At 49.9% G+C, this 22,431-nt stretch carries 19 protein-coding genes, 11 pseudogenes and 1 other annotated feature; of the genes and pseudogenes, 17 read left to right on the top strand and 13 right to left on the bottom strand.

All coding sequences use genetic code 11. The features are described 5' to 3' along the window. Positions 1-253: 253 nt before the first annotated feature. Positions 254-1,414 carry an IS256 family transposase gene (locus ACD630_RS21100; RefSeq protein WP_430361227.1) on the top strand — a complete coding sequence of 387 codons (1,161 nt, stop codon included), beginning with the start codon at positions 254-256 and terminating at the stop codon, positions 1,412-1,414. Positions 1,415-2,015: 601 nt separating this feature from the next. Further along, positions 2,016-3,041 (top strand): annotated as a pseudogene (locus tag ACD630_RS21105) (IS630 family transposase). Between the two features lie 248 nt (positions 3,042-3,289). Here the strand turns inward: ACD630_RS21105 and ACD630_RS21110 are convergent. The 9 genes and pseudogenes from ACD630_RS21110 to ACD630_RS21150 form a co-directional block, all read right to left on the bottom strand. Next, positions 3,290-3,406 (bottom strand): annotated as a pseudogene (locus ACD630_RS21110) (IS110 family transposase); the annotation flags it as partial. 79 nt (positions 3,407-3,485) lie between these two features. Beyond that, a complete protein-coding gene (citG, locus tag ACD630_RS21115) occupies positions 3,486-4,328 on the bottom strand; it encodes a triphosphoribosyl-dephospho-CoA synthase CitG (RefSeq protein ID WP_430360535.1) in 843 nt (280 codons plus the stop codon). Continuing rightward, positions 4,306-4,845 (bottom strand): citrate lyase holo-[acyl-carrier protein] synthase, encoded by a 540-nt coding sequence (gene citX, locus ACD630_RS21120; protein ID WP_430360536.1) that lies wholly within the window; start codon positions 4,843-4,845, stop codon positions 4,306-4,308. Before citX ends, citG begins: the two co-directional genes overlap by 23 nt. Continuing rightward, complete coding sequence (gene citF, locus ACD630_RS21125) at positions 4,845-6,368, bottom strand: citrate lyase subunit alpha (protein WP_430360537.1); 1,524 nt, start codon at positions 6,366-6,368, stop codon at positions 4,845-4,847. The genes citX and citF overlap by 1 nt, the downstream gene beginning before the upstream one ends. A gap of 10 nt (positions 6,369-6,378) precedes the next feature. Then, positions 6,379-7,254, bottom strand: a complete 876-nt coding sequence (gene citE, locus ACD630_RS21130; protein WP_430360538.1) for a citrate (pro-3S)-lyase subunit beta — start codon at positions 7,252-7,254, stop codon at positions 6,379-6,381. Then, complete coding sequence (gene citD, locus ACD630_RS21135) at positions 7,251-7,544, bottom strand: citrate lyase acyl carrier protein (RefSeq protein WP_430360539.1); 294 nt, start codon at positions 7,542-7,544, stop codon at positions 7,251-7,253. Before citD ends, citE begins: the two co-directional genes overlap by 4 nt. 18 nt (positions 7,545-7,562) lie before the next feature. Then, positions 7,563-8,585 carry a [citrate (pro-3S)-lyase] ligase gene (gene citC / locus ACD630_RS21140; protein ID WP_430360540.1) on the bottom strand — a complete coding sequence of 341 codons (1,023 nt, stop codon included), beginning with the start codon at positions 8,583-8,585 and terminating at the stop codon, positions 7,563-7,565. A gap of 15 nt (positions 8,586-8,600) precedes the next feature. Continuing rightward, positions 8,601-9,464: a fumarylacetoacetate hydrolase family protein gene (locus ACD630_RS21145; RefSeq protein WP_430360541.1), complete on the bottom strand. Its 864-nt coding sequence runs from the start codon at positions 9,462-9,464 to the stop codon at positions 8,601-8,603. Between the two features lie 23 nt (positions 9,465-9,487). Next, a complete protein-coding gene (locus tag ACD630_RS21150; protein WP_430360542.1) occupies positions 9,488-10,849 on the bottom strand; it encodes a 2-hydroxycarboxylate transporter family protein in 1,362 nt (453 codons plus the stop codon). Between the two features lie 324 nt (positions 10,850-11,173). On the opposite strand from ACD630_RS21150, the gene ACD630_RS21155 reads away from it, so the two are divergent. From ACD630_RS21155 to ACD630_RS21185, 7 genes and pseudogenes are all read left to right on the top strand, one after another. Beyond that, positions 11,174-12,760 carry an ATP-binding protein gene (locus ACD630_RS21155; protein ID WP_430360543.1) on the top strand — a complete coding sequence of 529 codons (1,587 nt, stop codon included), beginning with the start codon at positions 11,174-11,176 and terminating at the stop codon, positions 12,758-12,760. A 40-nt stretch (positions 12,761-12,800) separates the two neighbouring features. Beyond that, positions 12,801-13,490 (top strand): response regulator, encoded by a 690-nt coding sequence (locus ACD630_RS21160; RefSeq protein WP_430360544.1) that lies wholly within the window; start codon positions 12,801-12,803, stop codon positions 13,488-13,490. A 693-nt stretch (positions 13,491-14,183) separates the two neighbouring features. Then, positions 14,184-14,342: a hypothetical protein gene (locus ACD630_RS21165; RefSeq protein ID WP_430360545.1), complete on the top strand. Its 159-nt coding sequence runs from the start codon at positions 14,184-14,186 to the stop codon at positions 14,340-14,342. Beyond that, positions 14,326-14,484, top strand: a pseudogene (locus ACD630_RS21170) (IS256 family transposase); the annotation flags it as partial. The gene ACD630_RS21165 and the pseudogene ACD630_RS21170, both read left to right, overlap by 17 nt. A 36-nt stretch (positions 14,485-14,520) precedes the next feature. Continuing rightward, a complete protein-coding gene (locus ACD630_RS21175; protein ID WP_430360546.1) occupies positions 14,521-14,688 on the top strand; it encodes a hypothetical protein in 168 nt (55 codons plus the stop codon). A 212-nt stretch (positions 14,689-14,900) separates the two neighbouring features. Then, positions 14,901-15,356: pseudogene (locus tag ACD630_RS21180) on the top strand (transposase); the annotation flags it as partial. A 56-nt stretch (positions 15,357-15,412) separates the two neighbouring features. Beyond that, positions 15,413-16,228 carry a transposase gene (locus ACD630_RS21185; protein ID WP_430361228.1) on the top strand — a complete coding sequence of 272 codons (816 nt, stop codon included), beginning with the start codon at positions 15,413-15,415 and terminating at the stop codon, positions 16,226-16,228. Here ACD630_RS21185 and ACD630_RS21190 read toward each other — a convergent pair. The 3 genes and pseudogenes from ACD630_RS21190 to ACD630_RS21200 form a co-directional block, all read right to left on the bottom strand. Beyond that, positions 16,226-17,057, bottom strand: a pseudogene (locus ACD630_RS21190) (IS256 family transposase); the annotation flags it as partial. The gene ACD630_RS21185 and the pseudogene ACD630_RS21190 overlap by 3 nt on opposite strands. Before the next feature lie 66 nt (positions 17,058-17,123). Next, positions 17,124-17,375 (bottom strand): transposase, encoded by a 252-nt coding sequence (locus tag ACD630_RS21195; RefSeq protein ID WP_430361229.1) that lies wholly within the window; start codon positions 17,373-17,375, stop codon positions 17,124-17,126. After that, positions 17,299-17,664, bottom strand: coding sequence for an IS630 transposase-related protein (locus tag ACD630_RS21200; protein ID WP_430360547.1), 366 nt, complete (start codon positions 17,662-17,664; stop codon positions 17,299-17,301). Before ACD630_RS21200 ends, ACD630_RS21195 begins: the two co-directional genes overlap by 77 nt. Positions 17,665-17,760: 96 nt before the next feature. Between ACD630_RS21200 and ACD630_RS21205 the strand changes: the two are divergent. From ACD630_RS21205 to ACD630_RS21220, 4 pseudogenes are all read left to right on the top strand, one after another. After that, a pseudogene (locus ACD630_RS21205) lies at positions 17,761-17,892 on the top strand (IS630 family transposase); the annotation flags it as partial. Further along, positions 17,887-18,253 (top strand): annotated as a pseudogene (locus ACD630_RS21210) (winged helix-turn-helix domain-containing protein); the annotation flags it as partial. The pseudogenes ACD630_RS21205 and ACD630_RS21210, both read left to right, overlap by 6 nt. A gap of 160 nt (positions 18,254-18,413) precedes the next feature. Beyond that, positions 18,414-19,059 (top strand): annotated as a pseudogene (locus ACD630_RS21215) (IS630 family transposase); the annotation flags it as partial. 160 nt (positions 19,060-19,219) lie between these two features. Further along, positions 19,220-19,322 (top strand) — a sequence feature (Trp leader region). 178 nt (positions 19,323-19,500) lie between these two features. Next, positions 19,501-19,911 (top strand): annotated as a pseudogene (locus ACD630_RS21220) (anthranilate synthase component I); the annotation flags it as partial. 14 nt (positions 19,912-19,925) lie between these two features. Here the strand turns inward: ACD630_RS21220 and ACD630_RS21225 are convergent. Beyond that, a pseudogene (locus ACD630_RS21225) lies at positions 19,926-21,175 on the bottom strand (IS256 family transposase). A gap of 114 nt (positions 21,176-21,289) precedes the next feature. On the opposite strand from ACD630_RS21225, the pseudogene ACD630_RS21230 reads away from it, so the two are divergent. The 4 genes and pseudogenes from ACD630_RS21230 to ACD630_RS21245 form a co-directional block, all read left to right on the top strand. Continuing rightward, positions 21,290-21,502 (top strand): annotated as a pseudogene (locus tag ACD630_RS21230) (transposase); the annotation flags it as partial. Positions 21,503-21,534: 32 nt separating this feature from the next. Beyond that, positions 21,535-21,684 carry a hypothetical protein gene (locus ACD630_RS21235; protein WP_430360548.1) on the top strand — a complete coding sequence of 50 codons (150 nt, stop codon included), beginning with the start codon at positions 21,535-21,537 and terminating at the stop codon, positions 21,682-21,684. Next, complete coding sequence (locus tag ACD630_RS21240) at positions 21,656-22,012, top strand: YgdB family protein (RefSeq protein ID WP_430360549.1); 357 nt, start codon at positions 21,656-21,658, stop codon at positions 22,010-22,012. Before ACD630_RS21235 ends, ACD630_RS21240 begins: the two co-directional genes overlap by 29 nt. A gap of 58 nt (positions 22,013-22,070) precedes the next feature. Further along, positions 22,071-22,421 carry a prepilin-type N-terminal cleavage/methylation domain-containing protein gene (locus tag ACD630_RS21245; RefSeq protein WP_430360550.1) on the top strand — a complete coding sequence of 117 codons (351 nt, stop codon included), beginning with the start codon at positions 22,071-22,073 and terminating at the stop codon, positions 22,419-22,421. Positions 22,422-22,431: the final 10 nt, after the last annotated feature.

Raw genomic sequence — 22,431 nt, forward strand, 5'->3', positions numbered from 1 at the left:
GACCCTGTTAACCCAATCTAACTTATAATTATTAATGGACGACAATCATGAAGTGTCATGCATTTGTTAAATGTGTAGTTTAAATGCGAGTGGTGATATTATTAATATCTGGTAGAAATTTATAATTTATTAAGAAAATTAATGTAACCGTTATGGGGAGCCTGTACACGAGATTGTGTAATTGCCTGATTTTGATATGTTCAATCCAACATCAAAAGCAGGTTACTTTATGGACAAAAAATAGTTACAGGCTCTGGCTAACGAGCTGGCCAAAAATCTCAAAACCCCTGACGCTCTCAACCAGTTTGATCGCCTGCTGAAAAAGATCAGCGTTGAAGCTGCCCTTAATGCTGAAATGACCCATCACCTCGGGCATGAGAAGCACCAGTCCAAATCTGGAACTAACACGCGCAATGGCTACTCCACAAAGACTGTTACCACCGGCGATGATCCGCTGGAACTGCGTACACCACGTGATCGTGATGCTTCCTTTGAACCGCAACTGGTGAAGAAGAACCAGACCCGGCTCACCGGGATGGATAACCAGATTTTATCGTTGTATGCCAAAGGGATGACCACCCGCGAAATTGCCGCTGCGTTCAAAGAACTGTATGACGCGGATGTCTCACCCGCCCTGGTATCGAAGGTCACCGATGCCGTTATGGAGCAGGTTGTTGAATGGCAAAATCGCCCCCTGGATGCGGTTTATCCCATTGTTTACCTTGACTGTATCGTTCTGCAAGTCCGGCAGGACAGCCGCGTTATCAATAAGTCTGTGTTTCTGGCGCTGGGTATCAATATCGAAGGCCAGAAAGAGCTACTGGGGATGTGGCTGGCCGAAAATGAAGGTGCAAAGTTCTGGCTGAACGTGCTGACAGAACTGAAAAACCGTGGCCTGACCGACATCCTCATTGCCTGTGTGGACGGCCTGAAAGGGTTCCCGGATGCCATCAACACGGTCTACCCGGAAGCCCGCATCCAGTTGTGCATCGTGCACATGGTGCGCAACAGTCTGCGCTTCGTTGCCTGGAAGGACTATAAGGCGGTAACACGCGACCTCAAAGCAGTGTATCAGGCTCCAGCCGAAGAGGCCGCGCTTCAATGGGATCACCGCTATCCGCAGATAAGCCGGAGCTGGCAGTCAAACTGTGCCAACCTGTCGACATTCTTCTCGTACCCGCAGGAACTTCGCAAGGTAATCTACACGACGAACGCTATAGAATCACTGAACAGCGTGCTCCGGCATGCAATCAAGAAACGCAAGGTGTTCCCGACTGATGACTCGGTGAAGAAGGTCGTATGGCTGGCAATCCAGGCGGCATCACAGAAATGGACGATGCCCTTACAGGACTGGCGTATGGCAATGAGTCGCTTTATTATCGAGTTCGGTGACCGCCTTGACGGTCACTTCTGAGGAAAGGCATTTACACAAAATCTTAAACAGGCTCGTTATGCATCTAAGCATCCAGACCTCTCTTTGATGTAAATATTGAGTGTTATACCACATATTTAGTATTAATAGTTGAACTCCATCATTATGATATGTTCTTATATATAACGTTCTAAATCGCTAGGAGATACAACTCTGTACTTACGTAAAATAACTCTATTTTTTATCTTTTTACTTTCTCCATTATATTTATTCGCAAAGGACAGGAATGTTATTCATTTTTCCGGTAGTATAATATCATTACCTTTTAATGCCACCAAGCGCTGTATTAAGGACGCTGCAGAACGAAAAATTTCTCAAGAGTGTTCTGGGAAATCTGAGCAGGCAACAAGTGTAAGTTGCCACGTTAAGGATTATATCTCGAAAAAAATAGTTCACCCAAGCGTGAAATAGCACTAACGTATCATTAATTTATTTAAGCAACTTAACTTTTGTGCTATTGCTCTTATAAAAAGTACAAAAGGTATGGGGAGTGTTTTACTCTATGGCCCTCCATCAACTACGTATACCCGTGATCATTGAAGATGCTTGATTTTACGCGGTAAGAAGATCATGCTCACCCGCTATGAAGATATTTATTACCGACAAGCAAAAAGCCGAACTCGAACACCTTCATGACACCAGTCGTGATAAGCGTGTTTGTGATCGCATCAAAGCCGTCCTGCTGGCCTCCGAAGGCTGGAGCTCTGCGATGATTGCGCAAGCTCTGCGTCTGCACGAAACGACGGTAAACCAACATATCAACGATTACGTCAACACTCGCAAACTTAAACCTGAAAACGGTGGGTCTGCAAGTCGGCTTTGTGCTGAAAAGACTGCGCTCTTAATCAGCTAGTTATCTCAACATCTCTTCCATTATACCCACGACATCGTGGCTTATGTCGAACATCGCTGGGCTATCCGATTCAGTATTCCCGGCATGAACAAGTGGTTGCACCGTCATGGTTTCTCCTACAAAAAACCGGCGGGCGTACCCCATAAATTCAGTGAAGAAAATCAGAAGCATTTCATTGAATATTATGAGAATTTAAAGAAAACAGCCAGCAATGAGGCGATTCTGTTTATCGATGCGGTTCATCCGACACAAGCCACAAAGCTCAGTTATGGATGGATACGAAAAGGGCATAAAAAGTCAGTTAAAACAACGGGAAGTCGAACCCGTCTGAATATACTGGGTGCGCTGAATCTGAGCGATATCGGCGGTACGGTTATTCACGATTACAAAACAATTAATGACTACAACATTGCTCGTTTTTTCATTGAGATACGCAAACGTTACCCTGATTACCGACAGAGAATCCATGTAATACTGGACGGTGCAGGTTATCACCGAACCCAATTGATTAAGGATTGGGCCTTTGTCGTGAACATAGAGCTTCACTATTTACCGCCTTACAGTCCGAATCTGAACGCGATAGAACGCCTGTGGAAAGTGATGAATGAGCATACACGGAATAATCGCTATTTTGAAAACACCCGCGATTTTCGGGATGCAATATTCAATTTTTTCACCAATACGCTACCAGAAATAGCGGACTCGCTGACGTCCAGAATTCACGATTGTTTTCAGGTGCTCAAACCTGCATCTTGAGGTTTATTGGGTATATAAATATATGAAAACTGATAGCTATGATATACTTTTTATCTCTATTGAGCTTGACTGTTTTATTTTTAGCAGTCAGCCATAGGTATGCGACTGCAAGCAAGGCTTACACGCACGTTTCCTTAGCAATAACAGCTCATTGCATTGCGCATACCTAGGAAAGAAGAGCCAAGGTGAATTATGCAATAAGTTGCAGTAAAAATATTCCTTACAAAATTTCAATATTTACTTTTGAAGATAATACCGGAAGGCAAACTTTTAATTAGTTCAGGAAGTGCGGTATCCGATACTTTGGGTTTAATCAGAACCGTTTTCCCATTCTGGTCAACGCAGTGGACAGCAAACTCCGTCATAAAGGCGGTTGCGGCCTACGAAGGGGGAAGCATCGCCCTTTAGGGCTGTGAGCAGTCACTATCGGCGGAAGTAACAATCCTAAACGTCAGAACGAGGGTTTTTGCGTTCGCATTCGCCCAGCACCCAAGCGACCGCTAGTAAGTCGGCACTTCCGCCGGGGCTTAAATTCCGCGCAATAAACTGCCTGTCTATCTCTTTGAGATCGCGTATATTCCAACCATAAACCAGTAATTCCCCGGCATATCGCTGCACATAACTCATCCCTGTTATTCCGCCCCTAGAAACCAGATTGCTGTCGGGATTTACTGCCATCAAACGCAGCAGCATTTCATGCATTGCACGCGGATTCCAGTAAGGCAACACATGTTGCATCACCGTAGCAAAACCACTTTCCGCCTCGCCGCGCGCGCCGGTCAGGCCGAACTGGTGGAACTGTTTTTCACCTGCAGTCGCTCTACTCTGGCGGCTGGCTAATTCTCGCTGAACCATTCCCTGGCATAACCCGCTTACCTGCGAGGAAAGCGACAATGCATTAATCTGTATCCCTTTTTCCGCCAGACGTCCGGCGGCAAAGCAAAGCAGCCCTAACGCGAAAATACCGCCTTTATGCGTGTTCACCCCGTTGGTTGCGCGCAGCATGGCCTGTTCGCAGGCGATGCCGATGGGTCGCAGCAAGGGGAGCTGCTCGCTATCGGTATGCAGGGCAAACGCGCGCCCCGCGTCTTCAAAGCGAGCAAACCACGGCGAGATGGCCTGAATACTTCGCACAAACAAAACGTGGTCCATGTCACGATGCGAGCCGTTATTGTTTTTATCCACCAACCCCGGCTTCGGCGTCAGTTCAAGTTCCTGCCACAGTGCCTCTTCTGCCAGCGCCGCCACGTTGATGACACGGGATTTAATCGCGAGCAAACCAGCCATCAATCAGGCCCTCCACGCGGGCGACAACTCCTTCAACCGGATGGGCGCGTGAGCGGGCACAGGCGTGCGCCGCTTCGTCGCAAATCAGGCAACGGCGCATATGGGAACCCAGTGATAAGCGTCCTACGTGCCCATTTTGCGGGCAAATCACGTCTAAATCCCACAGACGCCCCAGCGGATGAGTTTGCTCCAGCGCCGCACAGTGCGCTTTAATTTCCGGAGCCTGATGCGCGACGCACCACAGCGCTTCCGGGCCCGTGGGCAGCCATAGCACCTGGCGGGCGAGAACCTTCCAGCCGTTACGCCACAGCATCTGGTCGCAAGCCTGCAGTGCCACGCCCATCGTATTGCGATAGCGAATGCTGTCTTTCATCGCGCCGGGCGTCACCAGCGTTAGCGAAATCAGCGATTGTTGATAGTGTTGCAACCAGTCAGTCTGACGCGCGGCGCGGCGCTCTTTTGCCGCCAACAGCGCATCGAGACTGACGCCCTCACAAACGGGCGTCATCGTTTCCATTATGTGTACTCCTTCACCTGACGGACGACGTCAATCACGCTACCGTCGCGATAGCGGATCACGCCGACGATTTTGTCGGTAAATTCAATCGGTTTCGGATTGCCGCTCAGGGAAATTGCGCGTTGATAAAGGTCGTCTATATCCGCCACTTTTAGCCCCGACGCCAGCAGGCGCTCGCGAATGTCCGGGCGAGCCGGATTCACAGCGATACCGTGGTCGGTCACCAGCACATCAACGCTTTCGCCGGGCGTTAAGCGGGTCGTCACGTGTTTCACCACGGTAGGAATACGGCTGCGCAGAAGCGGTGCCACAACAATCGTGAGATTGGCCGCTGCCGCGACGTCACAGTGTCCGCCAGATGCCCCACGCATCACGCCGTCCGAACCTGTGATAACATTGACGTTAAAATCAACGTCAATCTCCAGCGCGCTCAGGATAACCACATCAAGCTGGTCGCAGCAGGCAGCTTTACTGTCTGGGTTAGCATAAACGTTAGTGGAGATTTCGACGTGATTCGGGTTCCGCGCCAACGACGCTGCGGCCTGACCATCGAAGCACTGGGTATCAAGCAGTTTGCCAATCAGTCCTTTCTCGTGAAGATCGACCAAGCTGCCGGTAATTCCGCCGAGCGCGAAACTGGCTTTGACGCCGCTGAGCTCCATTTTCTCTTCCATAAAGCGCGTGCAGGCGGTCGCCGCCGCGCCGGAACCGGTTTGCATCGAAAAACCCTCGCGGAAGTAGCCGGAGTGCTCAATCACCTCCGCCGCATAACGTGCAATCATCAGTTCGCGCGGGTTGCTGGTAACGCGCGCCGCCCCGACGCTGATTTTCGCCGGGTCGCCGACGCTCTCAATCTTCACGATGTAATCCACCTGATCCTGCACTAGGCTTGCCGGCATATTGGGGAACGGCACCAGTTCTTCAGTCAGCAGCACCACTTTGCGGGCAAACTGTGCATCAACCATCGCATAGCCCAGTGAACCGCAGCACGATTTTCCCTGCGTACCATTGGCGTTGCCGAATTCATCGCTGCATGGCACACCAAGAAACGCGACGTCGATATTCAGCTCACCGTCTTGGAGCAGCTTCACGCGGCCCCCGTGAGAGTGGATTTGCACCGGCTCATCCATCAGACCGTGGGAAATAGCGTCCGCCAGTTTACCCCGCATGCCGGAAGTATAAATCCGCGTAATCACGCCGCTCTCGATGTGCTCAATCAACGTGTCGTTACAGGTCATCAGCGAACTGGAGGCTAGGGTTAGATTTTTAAAACCCATTTTCGCCAGCAGTGCGACCACGGTGTTAATTACCCGGTCGCCTTCGCGAAACGCATGGTGGAAGGAGATGGTCATGCCGTCACGCAGGCCGCTACGTTCAATCGCCTGTTCCAACGAGTCGCAGAGTTTGCGCTGGTGTTTCGATTCCAGATTATCCAGCCACGGCGTGGTGCTGTGCGCAGTATCAAAAGGTTTTAACGCCCGCAGATGCGGGAAATTCACATGAAGAAGTTCTGTCTGATTCATTTTTCTGTCCTTAACGACGCACGCCGGACGCGGTGGCGCGTTCCAGCACTAGCTGCGCGTGGTTAATAATCGGAGCATCGACCATTTTTCCGTTGAGCGACACGACGCCCAAGCCGTTACGTTCGCCCTCTCCCGCCGCTTCAATGACGCGCTGCGCATGGTCCACTTCCTGCTGCGTTGGCGCATAGGCGTTATGGAGCAGGTCAATCTGACGTGGGTTAATCAGCGATTTGCCGTTGAAACCTATTTTGCGGATCAGCTCGACTTCGCGCAGAAAACCGGCTTCATCATTGACGTCTGACCACACCACATCAAAGGCATCAATCCCTGCGGCGCGGGCCGCATGCAGGACGGCGCAACGCGCGTAGAACAACTCGCTGCCATCGCCGCGCTCGGTTTGCATATCCATTACGTAGTCAAACGCCGCTAGGGCGATACCAATCAGACGCGGGGAACTGCGGGCAATCGCCACGGCATTGATTACGCCCACAGCGGATTCAATCGCCGCCATCACGCCCGTAGAACCCACTTCGCGCCCGCATTCACGCTCAATGCGCTCAAGGTGACCTTCGAGTTCGAAGATATCTTCCGGAGTATCGGTTTTTGGCAGGCGAATTACGTCAACACCCGCACGGACCACCGCTTCGAGATCCGCCAAGCCAAACGGAGTACTCAGCGGGTTAATACGCACAACGGTTTCGATATCCTGATACATCGGGTGTTGCAGAGCATGGAACACCAGCAAACGCGCGGTATCTTTCTCGCGCAGAGCCACAGCGTCTTCTAGGTCGAACATGATCGAGTCGGGGCGGTAGATGAATGCGGTAGAGAGCATGGCGGCGTTCGCGCCGGGTAAAAACAGCATACTGCGGCGAAGTTTGTTCATGAGAGGGCCTCCCAAGAGATCGCTTTTTCATCGGCGGCGCGCAGCAGCGCACTCTGCAAACGGGCACGGATGACACAATCCAACGCGCCTTTGTCTTCGATGATAATGAGCCCTTGCGCCACGCCCATACGCTGTAACGTCTCTTCAACAACCCGGCGGATCTGTTCGCCAAACTGTTTAATCACTTCACTGTGGATGATAATCTCCAGCTCGCCGTCGGCAGGGGCGATTTTCACCATCAGGTCGCTGGACTCCTGCGTGCCGGCCAGCGCCTCCCTTACTATTTTCATGATGTATTCCCTGAATGTTTAAGCCACTTCCACCGCGCCATAATGCGCTTCCAAGTGGGCAAGAGTGGTTTCTGGTACGATCTCCCGAATACGGGAAAACTGTTCTGTTTTTAATAACCTGCGCACTTCTGATGCAGAAATCGCGCTGTCGGTAGCCCAAATACGCGGCACTTCCACCACCTCGACACTGCCGTCCAGTAACTGATGCAGTGTTTCGTTGTACTGCCGCGTGACGTCGCAAAAAGGTTCAGAGCCGATAAAACGGTGAGTAATGCCTAACGCTTGGGCGATATGGTCGCGAAAAATCAGTGCATCGATTTCACTCCATGCGCGCTGCACCTTGCCGGTTTCTTTCAAAAAGTAGGCCGGGAAGGTGGCACGGGAGATGATGTACTGCGAACCTTCATGTACCGTGACATTCGGCAGATGGGCAACTCCTGCGCGCACCATGGCCAGCCGGGCGCTAAACGGGAAGAATGATGCATCTTCTCGTACGACAAAGAGATGCAGCCAGTCGCAGCGCGATGCCGCCAGTTCAACCAGATGCCGATGCCCCAGCGTGAACGGGTTGGCGTTCATCACGATGGCGCCCGTCCGCGCGCCTTCATGGCAATAACGTTGCAGCGAGCGGCAGTAGCGTGCGATACCCTGAGGCGTATTTTCCATCAGCACGGCATTACTGCCGCTTTGCGCAATTGGCCAGAAGCCGCTGCGCTGAAAACGCTCCGCATTGCAGGGGCGGGTGTAAAGGAAGAGCTGAAAGTGACCGTGATCCACGGCCACGTTTTCCACTTCCGCCAGCAGCTTTGCGCTGAGGTTTTCACCGCGAAGTTGCTTATCTACTGCCACGCATTTGATAACGTTAGCGGCAAGGCCAGCGCAGCCCACCAGCTGCGAATTGAACCAGGCTTCAACAAACAACGTGATGTCGGCGTCCATGTCCAGGCCGCTGTCTGCCAGAAGCTGGCGGATCTGAATCAGACGTACCGGGTGTTTAGCGACTTCCGTCACCCTGAAGTCGATTGCGGATTGCGACTGCATCCTGTCACCTGCCGGTTAGTGTGCTACCGTCAGCGTCTGTGCTGGCGCTTCCATAATCACATTGCTGAGGTGACCGATATGTTCGATCTCGACTTCAATGCGATCGCCTTCGTGCATAAACAGCGGCGGATTGCGTTTTTTACCGACGCCGCCAGGCGAGCCGGTGATGATCACATCGCCCGGGCTTAAGCGGGTGAAGGTACTGATGTACTCAATCAGTTCGGCCACTTTGTGGATCATGCTGCTGGTATTGTCTTCCTGCACCATGCGGCCATTGAGCCAGGTGCGGATCGCCAGTTGATGCGGGTCAGGGATTTCGTCAGCCGTCACCATCCATGGGCCAAAGGCCCCGGTCTGACGCCAGTTTTTCCCGGCGGTAAACCAAGTGTGCTGCCAGTCGCGGGCGGAGCCATCCATATAGCAGCTGTAACCCGCCACGTGGTTCAGGGCATCATCACGCGTAATATTTTCGCCGCCTTTGCCAATGATGACTGCCAGTTCACCTTCGTAATCGAACTCATTGGAGCTACGCGGTTTCAGCACTGGCGAGTTGTGACCGGTTTGCGAATCCGGGAAACGCACAAACAGCGTGGGCGCAGGGTTGTGCTGGTCAAACTCTTTGCGTTTTTCGGCGTAGTTCATGCCCACACAGAGGATTTTTTCCGGATGCTCAATTACCGGTAAGAAGGTGATTGCCTCCATTTTGAGATCTGCCGGTTCATTAGCGAACAGGCGGGCCTGGGTTAAACCATCGCCCTGTAACAGGGCCTTGAGGTCGCAGTAGCGGTCGCCAAGACGGCGACCTAAATCCACCACACCTTCGGTATTAACGATGCCGTAGCTGCGAATACCCTGATAAGTAAAGCTTGCGAGTTTCATTGTTTTGTTCCTGCGTACATCAATTAAACAAAGAAGTTGCCGAGTATCAGCAGCGAGACGGAGACGTTAATCGCGCCGCCGATACGCGTGGCAATCTGGGCGAATGGCATCAGGCTCATACGGTTGCCCGCGGTCAGAATCGCCACGTCGCCGGTGCCGCCCTGGCCACTCTGGCAGCAGGAGACGATTGCGACATCAATAGGGTGCATACCGATCTTTTTACCAACGAAGAACCCCGTGGCGACCAGTGCAGAGACGGTGCTGACAATCACCAGCAAGTTGCTGATGGTGAAAGCATTAACCAGTTCCTGCCATGGCGTAATCGCTACGCCAACGGCGAAGAGAATGGGGTAAGTGACTGAGGTCTGGAAGAATCTGTAGACGACCTGCGAGCCTTCCAGCAGGCGCGGAGACGCCCCGTTGCACAGCTTGACCAGCACCGCGATAAACAACATGCCAACCGGTGCAGGCAAACCAATCAGTTTGTGGCCGAGCATACCGATCATGTAGAGCAGCACCGCCAGCAATGCGCCAGACGCAATGGCGGTGACATCCGTTTTGCCAGAAACAACAGGCTGTGAAGAGGTGGTATCTGCATTAGCACGATTCGGCATCAACTGGCCTTCACCGGTCAGATGCGGATAGCGTTTACCCAGTTGGTTAAGGCAACCGGAGATAATAATCGCCGTCAGGCCGCCGAGCATAACCATTGGCAGAACACGTCCCAGCGCAACGCCCTGGTCCATATGCAGCAGCGTGGCATAACCGATGGAAAGCGGGATCGCCCCTTCCCCGACACCGCCCGCTATAATCGGCAAAATGATAAAGAAGAAGATCTGGAACGGTTCCATCCCCAACGCTAGGCCGACGCCCATCCCCACAATCATGCCGACGATTTCGCCGCACAGCATAGGGAAGAAGATACGCAAGAAGCCCTGAATCAGCACCGTGCGGTTCATGCTCATAATGCTGCCAACGATAATGCAGCAGATATAGAGATAGAGAATGTTGGTCGATTTGTAGAATTTGGTGGTGGACTCCACCACGACATCCGGCAGCAGCCCGTAGTAGACCATCGCGGAGGGGATGAAGGTGGCGCAAATCGCTGCCGCGCCCAGCTTGCCGACGACAGGCAGGCGTTTACCAAATTCACCACAGGCAAATCCAAAGAACGCCAGAGTAGCGACCATCACCACGATATCAGCTGGCAGCTTACCGCCTAAGCAGTCAATGGCAATCAATACGCCTGCCAGTAAGAACAGCGGCAGCGGGATAATACCCACTTTCCACGTATCCATAATGTGCCACCATCGCTCTTTTAGCCCCGGACATGGCATATTTATTGGGTCTTGAGGTACAGAGAAAGAATCATCAGTTGTGCTCATAATAAGCCCCTTGGTTATTTTTCACGTCCAGCTTAGGGCTACGAAGTCCTACTTTATGTGAGGGAATGCATATTAAAACCAGAGTGTTAATGGCATTTATGGTTTTTAAGGCATCTTTTATTTTGTGTGACTTACCGCTTATTCATTAGTGTGGTTTTTATGGTTTCTTTTATTAACACCTTGAATAGCAGTTTTTCCAGGAAATCATTTCTCATTCAGGACATGACGGATGTGCAAAGGCTCACAACTTTCCGCAAAAAAAAGAAGCCACCTGCATAAAAGGTGGTACATTAGGCGTTCCAACTGTTAACGAACATGATAGTCATGAGGTTGTCATTTCAGATAAAACTGTTTATATCGCTGGTTGCCTTTTTCTCAGTGCTATTTGCATTGCTGGGTTGCTGTTATTATGTCGATATGGAAAGACAGCTTTATCAGGAAATGAGCGGGCGCGCCAGAATACAGACAGAAGAGATTGCGCTTATTCCTTCACTGCGTCAGGAAGTCGCCGATAAAGATATTGCAGCCATTAAAACCTATATGCAGAAATTGGCCTCGCACAGTGATGCCAGTTTTATTGTGATTGGCGATAATAAGGGAATGCATCTCTTTCATTCGGTGTTTGAAGATCGGGTAGGAAAAGAATTGGTGGGCGGCGATAACACCGAGGTACTTGCTGGCAAAAGTACCACCACCATTCGCAAAGGTGGGCTTGGGATCTCGCTGCGCAGCAAAGCGCCTATTCTGAATGATGCAGGTCAGGTGGTTGGGATTGTTTCGGTGGGGTATCTCACCAGCTATCTTGACGCGATTACGGTGAACAAAGTCGTCAATATTCTGCTGGCCGCCGTTCTGCTGCTGATTGCCCTGTTTATTTTTTCATGGTTCTTCACCCGCAGTATTAAAAAGCAGATTTTCTCGCTGGAGCCACGCGAAATTGGGCTGCTGGTCCGCCAGCAAAAGGCGATAATGGAATCCATCTATGAGGGAGTCATCGCCATTGATAAAAATTGCCGGATCGAAGTGATTAACCAGGCCGCGCGGAAACTGCTTTCGTTGAGTCAGCCGACGCGCCATATTCGAGGACAGCTTATCAGCGAGGTTATCTCGCACGTTCCATTTTTTGCACCTGAAACTATGCTCGCCTGCAATACACATGACGAAATCTGCCACTTTAATCAATCGATAGTTATCGCCAGCCGGGTACGCATCATGCTTGAGGAAGAGCTTCAGGGCTGGGTGATCACCTTCCGCGATCGTAACGATATCGATTCGCTGAACGCGCAGCTTAGCCAAGTGAAGCGCTATGTCGATAACCTGCGCATCATGCGCCATGAACAGCTTAACCGTATGACAACCTTATCCGGCCTGCTGCATATGGGCCGCTACGAAGAAGCGATTGGCTATATCCAGACTCAGTCAGAACATGCGCAGGAACTGCTTGATTTTATCTCCTCACGCTTTGCTTCGCCGACTTTGTGCGGGCTGCTGCTGGGTAAAGCCGCACGCGCACGTGAGAAAGGCGTCGAGCTGGCATTTGATCCTGCCTGCCTGATGGATAAGCCCTTCCCAACGCTGAGCGAAACGGAGATCATTTCGATTATCGGCAACCTGCTGGACAATGCGATTGAAGCAACCCAGCGCTCTGTGCTACCGCACGCGCCGGTTGAAGTACTGATAAAACTCACTGAACACGAGCTGATTATTGAAGTGGCGGACCAGGGCGTCGGCATTACGCCTGAACTCCGTGAACGCATTTTTGAACGCGGTATTTCCACCAAAAATCACGGCGACCATGGCATTGGTCTCTACCTGATTGAACGCTATGTTACTCAGGCGGGCGGTGCGATAGAAGTGGCGGATAACACGCCGTGTGGTGCCATTTTTTCTCTTTTCATCCCCGCAGGATGAAAGGTTCGATGTGCCAAGCCAGCATAGAAAGAGACTGATTATGCAACATAAACTTATCGATGTATTGATCGTTGAAGATGAAAATGAACTTGCTCAACTACATGCGGAACTGATATGCAAACATCCGCGATTGCGCCTGGTGGGGATCGCCGGATCGCTGGCCGAGGCGCAAGCCCTGCTGACGGAAAAGCAGCCGCAGCTGGTTTTGCTGGATAACTATTTGCCGGATGGAAAGGGCATCACGCTTATCAATAATCTCCTGGTGGTGCGGGCTAACTGTTCGGTGATTTTCATTACCGCCGCCAGCGATATGGACACCTGTAGCCAGGCCATTCGCAACGGCGCATTCGACTATATTCTCAAACCGGTGTCGTGGAAGCGATTGAACCAGTCCTTGGAGCGCTTTGTGCAGTTTAACGAGCAACAACGCGTGTGGAAGATAGTCGACCAGCATAACGTTGACTCGCTCTACCAGTTACAGGCGAAAAATTACCGCCAGAACAGCGGCAATAAAGGCATTGAAGAGAATACACTGGCACTGGTGCAAAAACTGTTTAATGACCAGCCATCATACTGTTTTTCGGTTGATGAGGTGGTAAGCGCCACTGGGCTGAGCAAAACCACCGCGCGCCGCTATCTGGAGCATGGCGTGGATAATAGCTTTTTAAGCGTTGAGATGCTGTATGGCAAGATAGGGCATCCTCGCAGGATGTATAAAAAAGCAGGATAATGTTTGCGTAAGGCATAGTGTGGGGATATTACGGTCAACAATCTGGGAGGCAAAGATGACCAGACCGTCAATTTATTAAGGGGTCCACCACCACAGATACCGTTGCCTTCAGCAACAGTAAGCTATTCGGCCGGTCTCTGTAACTACGCCTTGGTGGAGTAAGGCAGTAACATCTACCTGACCAGTGACGGAAGCAACACCGGATTCGGTGCCAATGTAGTCCGACGCAGATGCAGATAAGGGTATCAGCAAGGCTGCCGATCAGCAACCTTGCGGCTGCAAAAGAAATCTTAATCACCCGACCTTGACGGCGGCACAGAATATATCAACCCGTTGGACGGAAAACGGGACATTTCCAGACTTTGGCTGAGTAAGGAAAGCGGGCATAATCGCTCACGGGCTGACAGTCTACAGATCACGGTGAACCACTACGCGTGCAACCGGAGCCGTTTTACCAATACAGACCGCTGGGATATAGTGTTGATGGCGGATTATGCAAACCAGAAAGACACGAATGCCTCAAACCGCAGCTGATATAACACGTGCACCCTGTCACAAATGCACGGTTACATAGCGAAGCCTGCTAAGCGTCACTAATTCTGCGTGATTACATCAGATCACAACATAACCCTTGTTGTATAGTCCTCAGCGCAGGAGCCTGTACACGAGATTGTGTAATTGCTTGGTTTTGATATGTTCAATCCAACATCAAAAGCAGGTTACTTTATGGACAAAAAACAGTTACAGGCTCTGGCTATAGCCAACCGACTTAAAAATGATTATAGTCAATGCCCTGATATGTGGCAAAAAAATACAGCTAATTGTCATCAAAATAATGTCGCTTTACTATAACGAGCTGGCTAAAAATCTCAAAATCCCTGACGATCTCAACCAGTTTGATCGTCTGCTGAAAAAGATCAGCGTTGAAGGTGCCCTTAATGCTGAAATGACCCATCACCTCGGGCATGAGAAGCACCAGTCAAAATCTGGAACTATAGCTAAACGACTTAATTTTGATTGCATTATTTAAGTGAGCTATTCAATTGATTTTAGACGTAAAGTGATATCTACACGGGAAGAAGAAGGGTTGAGTATCCGAGAAACAGCGAAGCAATTTCGGATTGGCCCTGCCTCTGTAGATTTATGCTCATTTCTGGTGTACGGGGTTTCGGGGAGGGTGGCGTATCCTGCTAATTGATTTCGTGGATGATTTCAACAACAGAGAGATGATACCCCATGAAAAAGTCTACCCTACAGGTCTCCGCAGAACCAGATATTGCCGGTGATCCCTTGCATGAACTCATTCGTAATGGTGCCAGGCAGCTGATATAGCCAACCGACTTAAAAATGATTACAGCCAATGCCCTGATATGTGACAAAAAATACAGCTAATTGTTATCAAAATAATGTCGCTTTGCTATAGCTGCCGCCGTTGAGGTTGAGCTCGAAGCCATGCTGCAACAACATGCTGAACACCGCCTTGATGACGGGCGTCATGCTGTCGTTCGTAACGGCTATTTGCCACAGCGAACCATACAGACGGGTATTGGGGATGTTGAAATTAAAGTGCCTAAGGTCAGGGAGCGCAGCGGCAACGGAATATGCTTCAACAGCGCGTTGTTGCCGCCTTATCTGAAACGTGCAAAAAGCGTCGAAGAGTTGCTACCATGGCTGTACCTGCGAGGCATATCCACCGGTGATTTTCATGAAGCCCTGAGGGCGCTTCTCGGTGAAAAAGCTAATGGCCTCTCTGCCAGTACCATCAGCAGACTGAAACAGCAGTGGCTTGAAGAGCACAGGCAATGGTGCCTGCGTGATTTAAGCGATACGCGCTACGTTTATTTCTGGGCCGATGGCATATATAGCCAAGCGATATTATTTTGATAACAATTAGCTGTATTTTTTTGCCACATATCAGGGCATTGGCTGTAATCATTTTTAAGTCGGTTGGCTATACCGGGAAGAAGTTAGTTCATCTCATTGACCGTGAAGGTGACTCTATCGGGCATATGCGCACATTAAGCTCCCTGGGAATATGTTGGCTTATCCGGGGAAAGGAAGGGCATCGGGCAGAGTGGGGCGGTGACACCCGTAAAATTGGTGAAATTGCAGAAGATCTGCCATTTATCGCAAACGGACAGGTTGGCTGGAAAGGGAAAAAAGCCAATATGGAGATCGGGGAAACATCCGTGATCATAACGCGAACAGCAAAAGCGAAGCGGAAAGACAAGAACACCGGACGGCGAGTGAAAGTTCAGCCAGGCGTAGCTCTGACACTCAGATTAGTTGTGGTTCGCCTTACCGATACTCACGGTAAATTTATCGGACGCTGGACGCTGCTCACAAACGTTAGCAACGAGCTCACCAGCGCGGAAGTCGCTCGCTGGTATTACTGGCGCTGGGGTATTGAATCCTTTTTTAAGCTGCTGAAAGGTGCCGGTCATGATGTAGAAAAATGGCTTCAGCGCAGTGCTGGTGCCCTGCTACGCAGGTTATTGATAGCTAGCATGGCATGTGTGCTGGTATGGCGGCTGCAACGCGCTGAAGGAGACGACAATGCGGCAGCCCGTCAGTTAATTTGCCGATTATCCGGACAACAACAAAAACGAGGGCGTAAAGAAAGCGCCCCAGCGCTGCTTGCCGGACTATCCATCCTGCTAAATACCTTGACGTTATTAGCAGACTATACCCCGGAAGAACTTGCCCACTTCGCTATGCTGGTTTTTAACCCTTTATGATGTGTAGATACCTATGGCCTGAAGCGCGTCCTCTTCGGTTGGAGCCTGATACACTGCTTTGAGGTCGCGTGTTACCGCCTTATAGTCCTTCCAGGCAACGAAGCGCAGACTGTTGCGCACCATGTGCACGATGCACAACTGGATGCGGGCTTCCGGGTAGACCGTGTTGATGGCATCCGGGAACCCTTTCAGGCCGTCCACACAGGCAATGAGGATGTCGGTCAGGCCACGGTTTTTCAGTTCTGTCAGCACGTTCAGCCAGAATTTTGCGCCTTCATTTTCGGCCAGCCACATCCCCAGTAGCTCTTTCTGGCCTTCGATATTGATACCCAGCGCCAGGAACACAGATTTATTGATAACGCGGCTGTCCTGCCGGACTTTCAGAACGATACAGTCAAGGTAAACAATGGGATAAACCGCATCCAGGGGGCGATTTTGCCATTCAACAACCTGCTCCATAACGGCATCGGTGACCTTCGATACCAGGGCGGGTGAAACATCCGCGTCATACAGCTCTTTGAACGCAGCGGCAATTTCGCGGGTGGTCATCCCTTTGGCATACAACGATAAAATCTGGTTATAGCCAACCGACTTAAAAATGATTACAGCCAATGCCCTGATATATGGCAAAAAAATACAGCTAATTGTTATCAAAATAATGTCGCTTGGCTATAGTTCCAGATTTGGACTGGTGCTTCTCATGCCCGAGGTGATGGGTCATTTCAGCATTAGGGGCAGCTTCAACGCTGATCTTTTTCAGCAGGCGATCAAACTGGTTGAGAGCGTCAGGGGTTTTGAGATTTTTGGCCAGCTCGTTAGCCAGAGCCTGTAACTGTTTTTCGTCCATAAAGTAACCTGCTTTTGATGTTGGATTGAACATATCAAAACCAGGCAATTACACAATCTCGTGTACAGCCTCTAATAAAGCGCCGATAACATTTGTTCTTCCCTTGGCTCCCCCGTTCTTCAGGCCAAAACACCGTTGACCTTTTGGGGAATAGCCGTGAGTCCGGGGGGTATCGTGTGGAAAACCACTTTCATCAATAAAAACAATAGGCTTACCTTCTTTTTCATACTGTTGTATTTTTTGTTGAAATGTTTGCCGGGCGCTTTCGTCGGCTTTCGGATGACGTAGCGTTTTTTTTATAGGTCAATCCCAGCTTTTTAAGAGCTTGCCAAATGGCCTTCTGACAAACGCCAAAACGCTCTGCACGTTCTTTTTGGTAAGCATCTGGATATGGTTCAACATCTTTTATCAACTCGGATTTATCGCTCTTTCGCTGACGCGTGGTCGATGCTTTTGACGCTATTTGATTAATCCAACGCGATACAGAGGCAGGGCCAATCCGAAATTGCTTCGCTGTTTCTCGGATACTCAACCCTTCTTCTTCCCGTGTAGATATCACTTTACGTCTAAAATCAATTGAATAGCTCATTTAAATAATGTAATCAAAATTAAGTTGTTTAGCTATATACCTGTGATCATTGAAGATGCTTGATTTTACGCGGTAAGGAGATCATGCTCACCCACTATGAAGATATTTATTACCGACAAGCAAAAAGCCGAACTCGAACACCTTCATGACACCAGTCGTGATAAGCGTGTTTGTGATCGCATCAAAGCCGTCCTGCTGGCCTCCGAAGGCTGGAGCTCTGCGATGATTGCGCAAGCTCTGCGTCTGCACGAAACGACGGTAAACCAACATATCAACGATTACGTCAACACTCGCAAACTTAAACCTGAAAACGGTGGGTCTGCAAGTCGGCTTTGTGCTGAAAAGACTGCGCTCTTAATCAGCTATAGCCAACCGACTTAAAAATGATTACAGCCAATGCCCTGATATGTGGCAAAAAAATACAGCTAATTGTTATCAAAATAATGTCGCTTGGCTATATTTATCTCAACATCTCTTCCATCATACCCACGACATCGTGGCTTATGTTGAATATCGCTGGGCTATCCGATTCAGTATTCCCGGCATGAACAAGTGGTTGCACCGTCATGGTTTCTCCGGCTTTGTTGAATAATAGTGAGTCATGCTGTTTTTCCAGCCAGTTTTGGTAGAAAATGCTTGTCACCTCAGATTTACAGTTTTCTTATGAGGCCTAACTGCATGATTTTGCGTTGCGAGGATCTGTCGTTTCACCGGGGGTGCAGCATAAAATATGTTTATTCAACAAAGCCGGTTTCTCCTACAAAAAACCGGCGGGCGTACCCCATAAGTTCAGTGAAGAAAATCAGAAGCATTTCATTGAATATTATGAGAATTTAAAGAAAACAGCCAGCAATGAGGCGATTCTGTTTATCGATGCGGTTCATCCGACACAAGCCACAAAGCTCAGTTATGGATGGATACGAAAAGGGCATAAAAAGTCAGTTAAAACAACGGGAAGTCGAACCCGTCTGAATATACTGGGTGCGCTGAATCTGAGCGATATCGGCGGTACGGTTATTCACGATTACAAAACAATTAATGACTACAACATTGCTCGTTTTTTCATTGAGATACGCAAACGTTACCCTGATTACCGACAGAGAATCCATGTAATACTGGACGGTGCGGGTTATCACCGAGCCCAATTGATTAAGGATTGGGCCTTTGTCGTGAACATAGAGCTTCACTATTTACCGCCTTACAGTCCGAATCTGAACGCGATAGAACGCCTGTGGAAAGTGATGAATGAGCATACACGGAATAATCGCTATTTTGAAAACACCCGCGATTTTCGGGATGCAATATTCAATTTTTTCACCAATACGCTACCAGAAATAGTGGACTCGCTGACGTCCAGAATTCACTCGTTTTCAGGTGCTCAAACCTGCATCTTGAGGTTTATTGGGTATATACCGATAAAATGTGTTAACCCGTTGACAATGCGCTCATGAACTAGTTAGCTAGTACTAAAGTTCAGCAAATAGATGGAAATGTGATAATGGCAACACACTTTCTCTCAATGGTAAATAGCAGCCTGCACGGCAGCTTCAAAACCGGTGGTTGGTGGCGCCCTTCCCTGTGGTGGGTGGAGTATTAACGCATAGCTGTTATCACAACATGCAAAATCTCTAACCCCGCTTAATTCGGGGTTTTTTTATGACTTACTGCTGTGCGATGACGTAAAACTGACATAAAACAAACAGCAGACAACCAGAGTAGCGACGATGCAAACATCAGCAACGATATAGCCAACCGACATTATTTTGATAACAGCCAGCTATGCTTTTTTGCCGCATATCAGGGCATCTGTTGTAATCATTTTTAAGTCGGTTGGCTATATCTTCATCCACCGATAAGCCGCAGCTTGAACTGCTGCGCATCGAAGCCGCTTATCGCGATAATCCGAGCGCGGTTTTCCATCAGTTGTGCGGCGCCCGGCCAGCCACGCTGCTGCTAGAATCCGCTGAAATTGATAGTAAACAGGATCTGAAAAGCCTGTTGATCATTGATAGCGCACTGCGTATCACCGCACTGGGGCAGCAAGTCTCCATTCAGGCATTGACTGCTAACGGCACGACACTACTGCCACTGCTTGACCAACTGTTACCGGCAGATATTGATGTCTCCGTGCGCCCCAACGGCCGTGAATTAATCTTCCCTGCGGTTGATACCCTGCAAGACGAAGATGCGCGTCTGCGTTCTCTGTCCGTGTTTGACGCACTGCGTCTGCTGGAGTTATTAGCAAATCTGGTGTATGGCGATCAGGCTACGTTCCGCTCTGATGCTTCGTGAATCTGTTCTCCATCCTTAAATTGGACGTTGCTTACAACCAGGGTCAGCAGGTCAAATCCTCTTAGTCGGTTCCAGCTTTTCTGAGCTGACTGGAGCAGCTTAAATACCATTGACAGGGTTGTTTCTCTCGAACCACCGTTCTTCGCGCCTCTGCTTCGTAGCCTCACAGTCGCAAAAGCCGATTCAATCGGATTTGTCGTTCTTATTGACGCCCAGTGCTCTGACGGGAAGTCGTAGAATGCCAGCAGTTCTTCTCGAGCTTTCTCCAGCTTCTTCATCGCTGCAGGATACTTCGCTGAAAACCTTGCCAACAAACATCAAAGGCTTCATTAGCGGCATCGCGGCTCTCTGCTAGCCAAACCTCCCGCAGCTCAGCCTTAACTTTCGGTTGCATGGCTTTGGGGAGTGAAGCCAACACATTAGCGGTTTTGTGCACCCAACAGCGTTGGTGCTGGGTGTCCGGGAATATCTTTGCCATTGCATTCCAAAAACCAAGGGCACCGTCTCCCGTAGCCAGCTTGGGAGATACGGTTAGGCCACGTGCTCGCAGGCCATTAAGAAGTTCGGCCCAGTTTGCTTCTGACTCTCGATAACCATCTTCAACCGCAACCAGCTCCTTACGTCCATGCTCAGTGACGCCGATAATGACCAGCAGGCAAAGGCAATCATCTTGCCTGACATGGCTGTATATGCCATCGGCCCAGAAATAAACGTAGCGCGTATCGCTTAAATCACGCAGGCACCATTGCCTGTGCTCTTCAAGCCACTGCTGTTTCAGTCTGCTGATGGTACTGGCAGAGAGGCCATTAGCTTTTTCACCGAGAAGCGCCCTCAGGGCTTCATGAAAATCACCGGTGGATATGCCTCGCAGGTACAGCCATGGTAGCAACTCTTCGACGCTTTTTGCACGTTTCAGATAAGGCGGCAACAACGCGCTGTTGAAGCATATTCCGTTGCCGCTGCGCTCCCTGACCTTAGGTACTTTAATTTCAACATCCCCAATACCCGTCTGTATGGTTCGCGGGGGCAAATAGCCGTTACGAACGACAGCATGACGCCCGTCGTCAAGGCGGCGTTCAGCATGTTGTTGCAGAATGGCTTCGAGCTCAACGTCAACGGCGGCAGCTATCAGCTGCCTGGCACCATTACGAATGAGTTCATGCAAGGGATCACCGGCAATATCTGGTTCTGCGGAGACCTGTAGGGTAGACTTTTTCATGGGGTATCATCTCTCTGTTGTTGAAATCATCCACGAAATCAATCAGCAGGATAGGCCACCCTCCCCGAAACCCCGTACACCAGAAATGAGCATAACTCGGGAAGAACAAATGTTATCGGCGCTTTATTAGGCACAACGCTGTTTGCTATCGGATTATTTGATATCAATATTAACAGCGATGTTTTCTATTCCTGGGTCACACAAGTCCTTATCCCAGTACTCCCTAAAAACAGTGTAATCGTGATGGACAATGCAACTTTTCACAAAAAACATAATATTCAACAAGTCATCATTGATGCAGGGTATATGGTGGAGTATTTGCCTACATATTCGCCAGATCTTAACCCCATTGAGCATAAATGGGCACAAGCAAAAAGCAAAAAAAGAGAGAGTGGTTGCGATACAGAGATTTTGTTCTCAGTCCATATGGTGTAGTCAAAATTAAGTCGCTTGGCTATAATGACGGGGATGCAACGGCAGTTGGACAGCGCTCTCTATGTTACCCATGATGAACGCCGCTATTGGCAAACGCTGACGTTGGCCGAATCATCGCTACAATGGGGCATTGGGCAGGTATGGCTTATGGGCAGTCGTAGCGGTGAACAATGCCTCAACTCTGTAACAGAAGGGCTGCGAGTCTGTTTACGACAAGTGCTTAGTGAATACTATATATTGCTGCGCGGTGAGGGGCATCTTTCCGGCTCTTCATCGGTGATGGTGCTCTATCAGCGTGTGGTACCCATTGAGCCTGACGGTGATACCAGCCCGTTGAAGCCCATCGCGGGGGGCTGGTTGGATTTTTGCCTCGAAAGGCAGGAGGCCATTTGTGGCGGATAGCCTGAGAATCCCTTCTGGAGGATGTCGACAACGACAACGTCAACAAGGGGGTGGGTTGGTGGAAACCGCCATCGCCACGCTGTTTTTTGCCATATCGGTGTTAGGATTACTGCAATATCATCAGCGGTTGCAGCAAGCCTTTGCACATCAATGGCAGCAACGGCAAGCATGGCATCTGGCATATCAGCAGCTTGCCATTTATGCTGCTGGTCGAGGAGGGGAAGCATCGGCGTTGCTTGAACGCGACCTTTCTCTAGGATGGCAGTTACATTTGACGGAGCAGTTCCAGACGTCAGCGTGTTTGCGAGTCTCCTCGACGGTGGCAACGCCACAGCATTATCAGGCATGCTTGTACCGTTGGTTTTGTTTTACTGATACGAATAGGCGAACCGTGCCTGAGGGCAATTGACGGTAAGCGG

The sequence above is a fragment of the Symbiopectobacterium sp. RP genome (genome assembly GCF_050472005.1).
Lineage (GTDB): Bacteria > Pseudomonadota > Gammaproteobacteria > Enterobacterales > Enterobacteriaceae > Symbiopectobacterium.

Excerpts from the sequence above, each read along its gene's own strand:
- citC (WP_430360540.1), bottom strand. The coding sequence starts at position 8,585 with ATGCAGTCGCAATCCGCAATCGACTTCAGGGTGACGGAAGTCGCTAAA.
- ACD630_RS21165 (WP_430360545.1), top strand. The coding sequence starts at position 14,184 with ATGTTCAATCCAACATCAAAAGCAGGTTACTTTATGGACAAAAAACAG.
- ACD630_RS21145 (WP_430360541.1), bottom strand. The coding sequence starts at position 9,464 with ATGAAACTCGCAAGCTTTACTTATCAGGGTATTCGCAGCTACGGCATC.
- ACD630_RS21160 (WP_430360544.1), top strand. The coding sequence starts at position 12,801 with ATGCAACATAAACTTATCGATGTATTGATCGTTGAAGATGAAAATGAA.
- ACD630_RS21235 (WP_430360548.1), top strand. The coding sequence starts at position 21,535 with ATGGGCACAAGCAAAAAGCAAAAAAAGAGAGAGTGGTTGCGATACAGA.
- ACD630_RS21150 (WP_430360542.1), bottom strand. The coding sequence starts at position 10,849 with ATGAGCACAACTGATGATTCTTTCTCTGTACCTCAAGACCCAATAAAT.
- citF (WP_430360537.1), bottom strand. The coding sequence starts at position 6,368 with ATGAATCAGACAGAACTTCTTCATGTGAATTTCCCGCATCTGCGGGCG.
- ACD630_RS21155 (WP_430360543.1), top strand. The coding sequence starts at position 11,174 with ATGAGGTTGTCATTTCAGATAAAACTGTTTATATCGCTGGTTGCCTTT.
- ACD630_RS21200 (WP_430360547.1), bottom strand. The coding sequence starts at position 17,664 with ATGAGCTATTCAATTGATTTTAGACGTAAAGTGATATCTACACGGGAA.
- citD (WP_430360539.1), bottom strand. The coding sequence starts at position 7,544 with ATGAAAATAGTAAGGGAGGCGCTGGCCGGCACGCAGGAGTCCAGCGAC.
- citE (WP_430360538.1), bottom strand. The coding sequence starts at position 7,254 with ATGAACAAACTTCGCCGCAGTATGCTGTTTTTACCCGGCGCGAACGCC.
- citG (WP_430360535.1), bottom strand. The coding sequence starts at position 4,328 with ATGGCTGGTTTGCTCGCGATTAAATCCCGTGTCATCAACGTGGCGGCG.
- citX (WP_430360536.1), bottom strand. The coding sequence starts at position 4,845 with ATGGAAACGATGACGCCCGTTTGTGAGGGCGTCAGTCTCGATGCGCTG.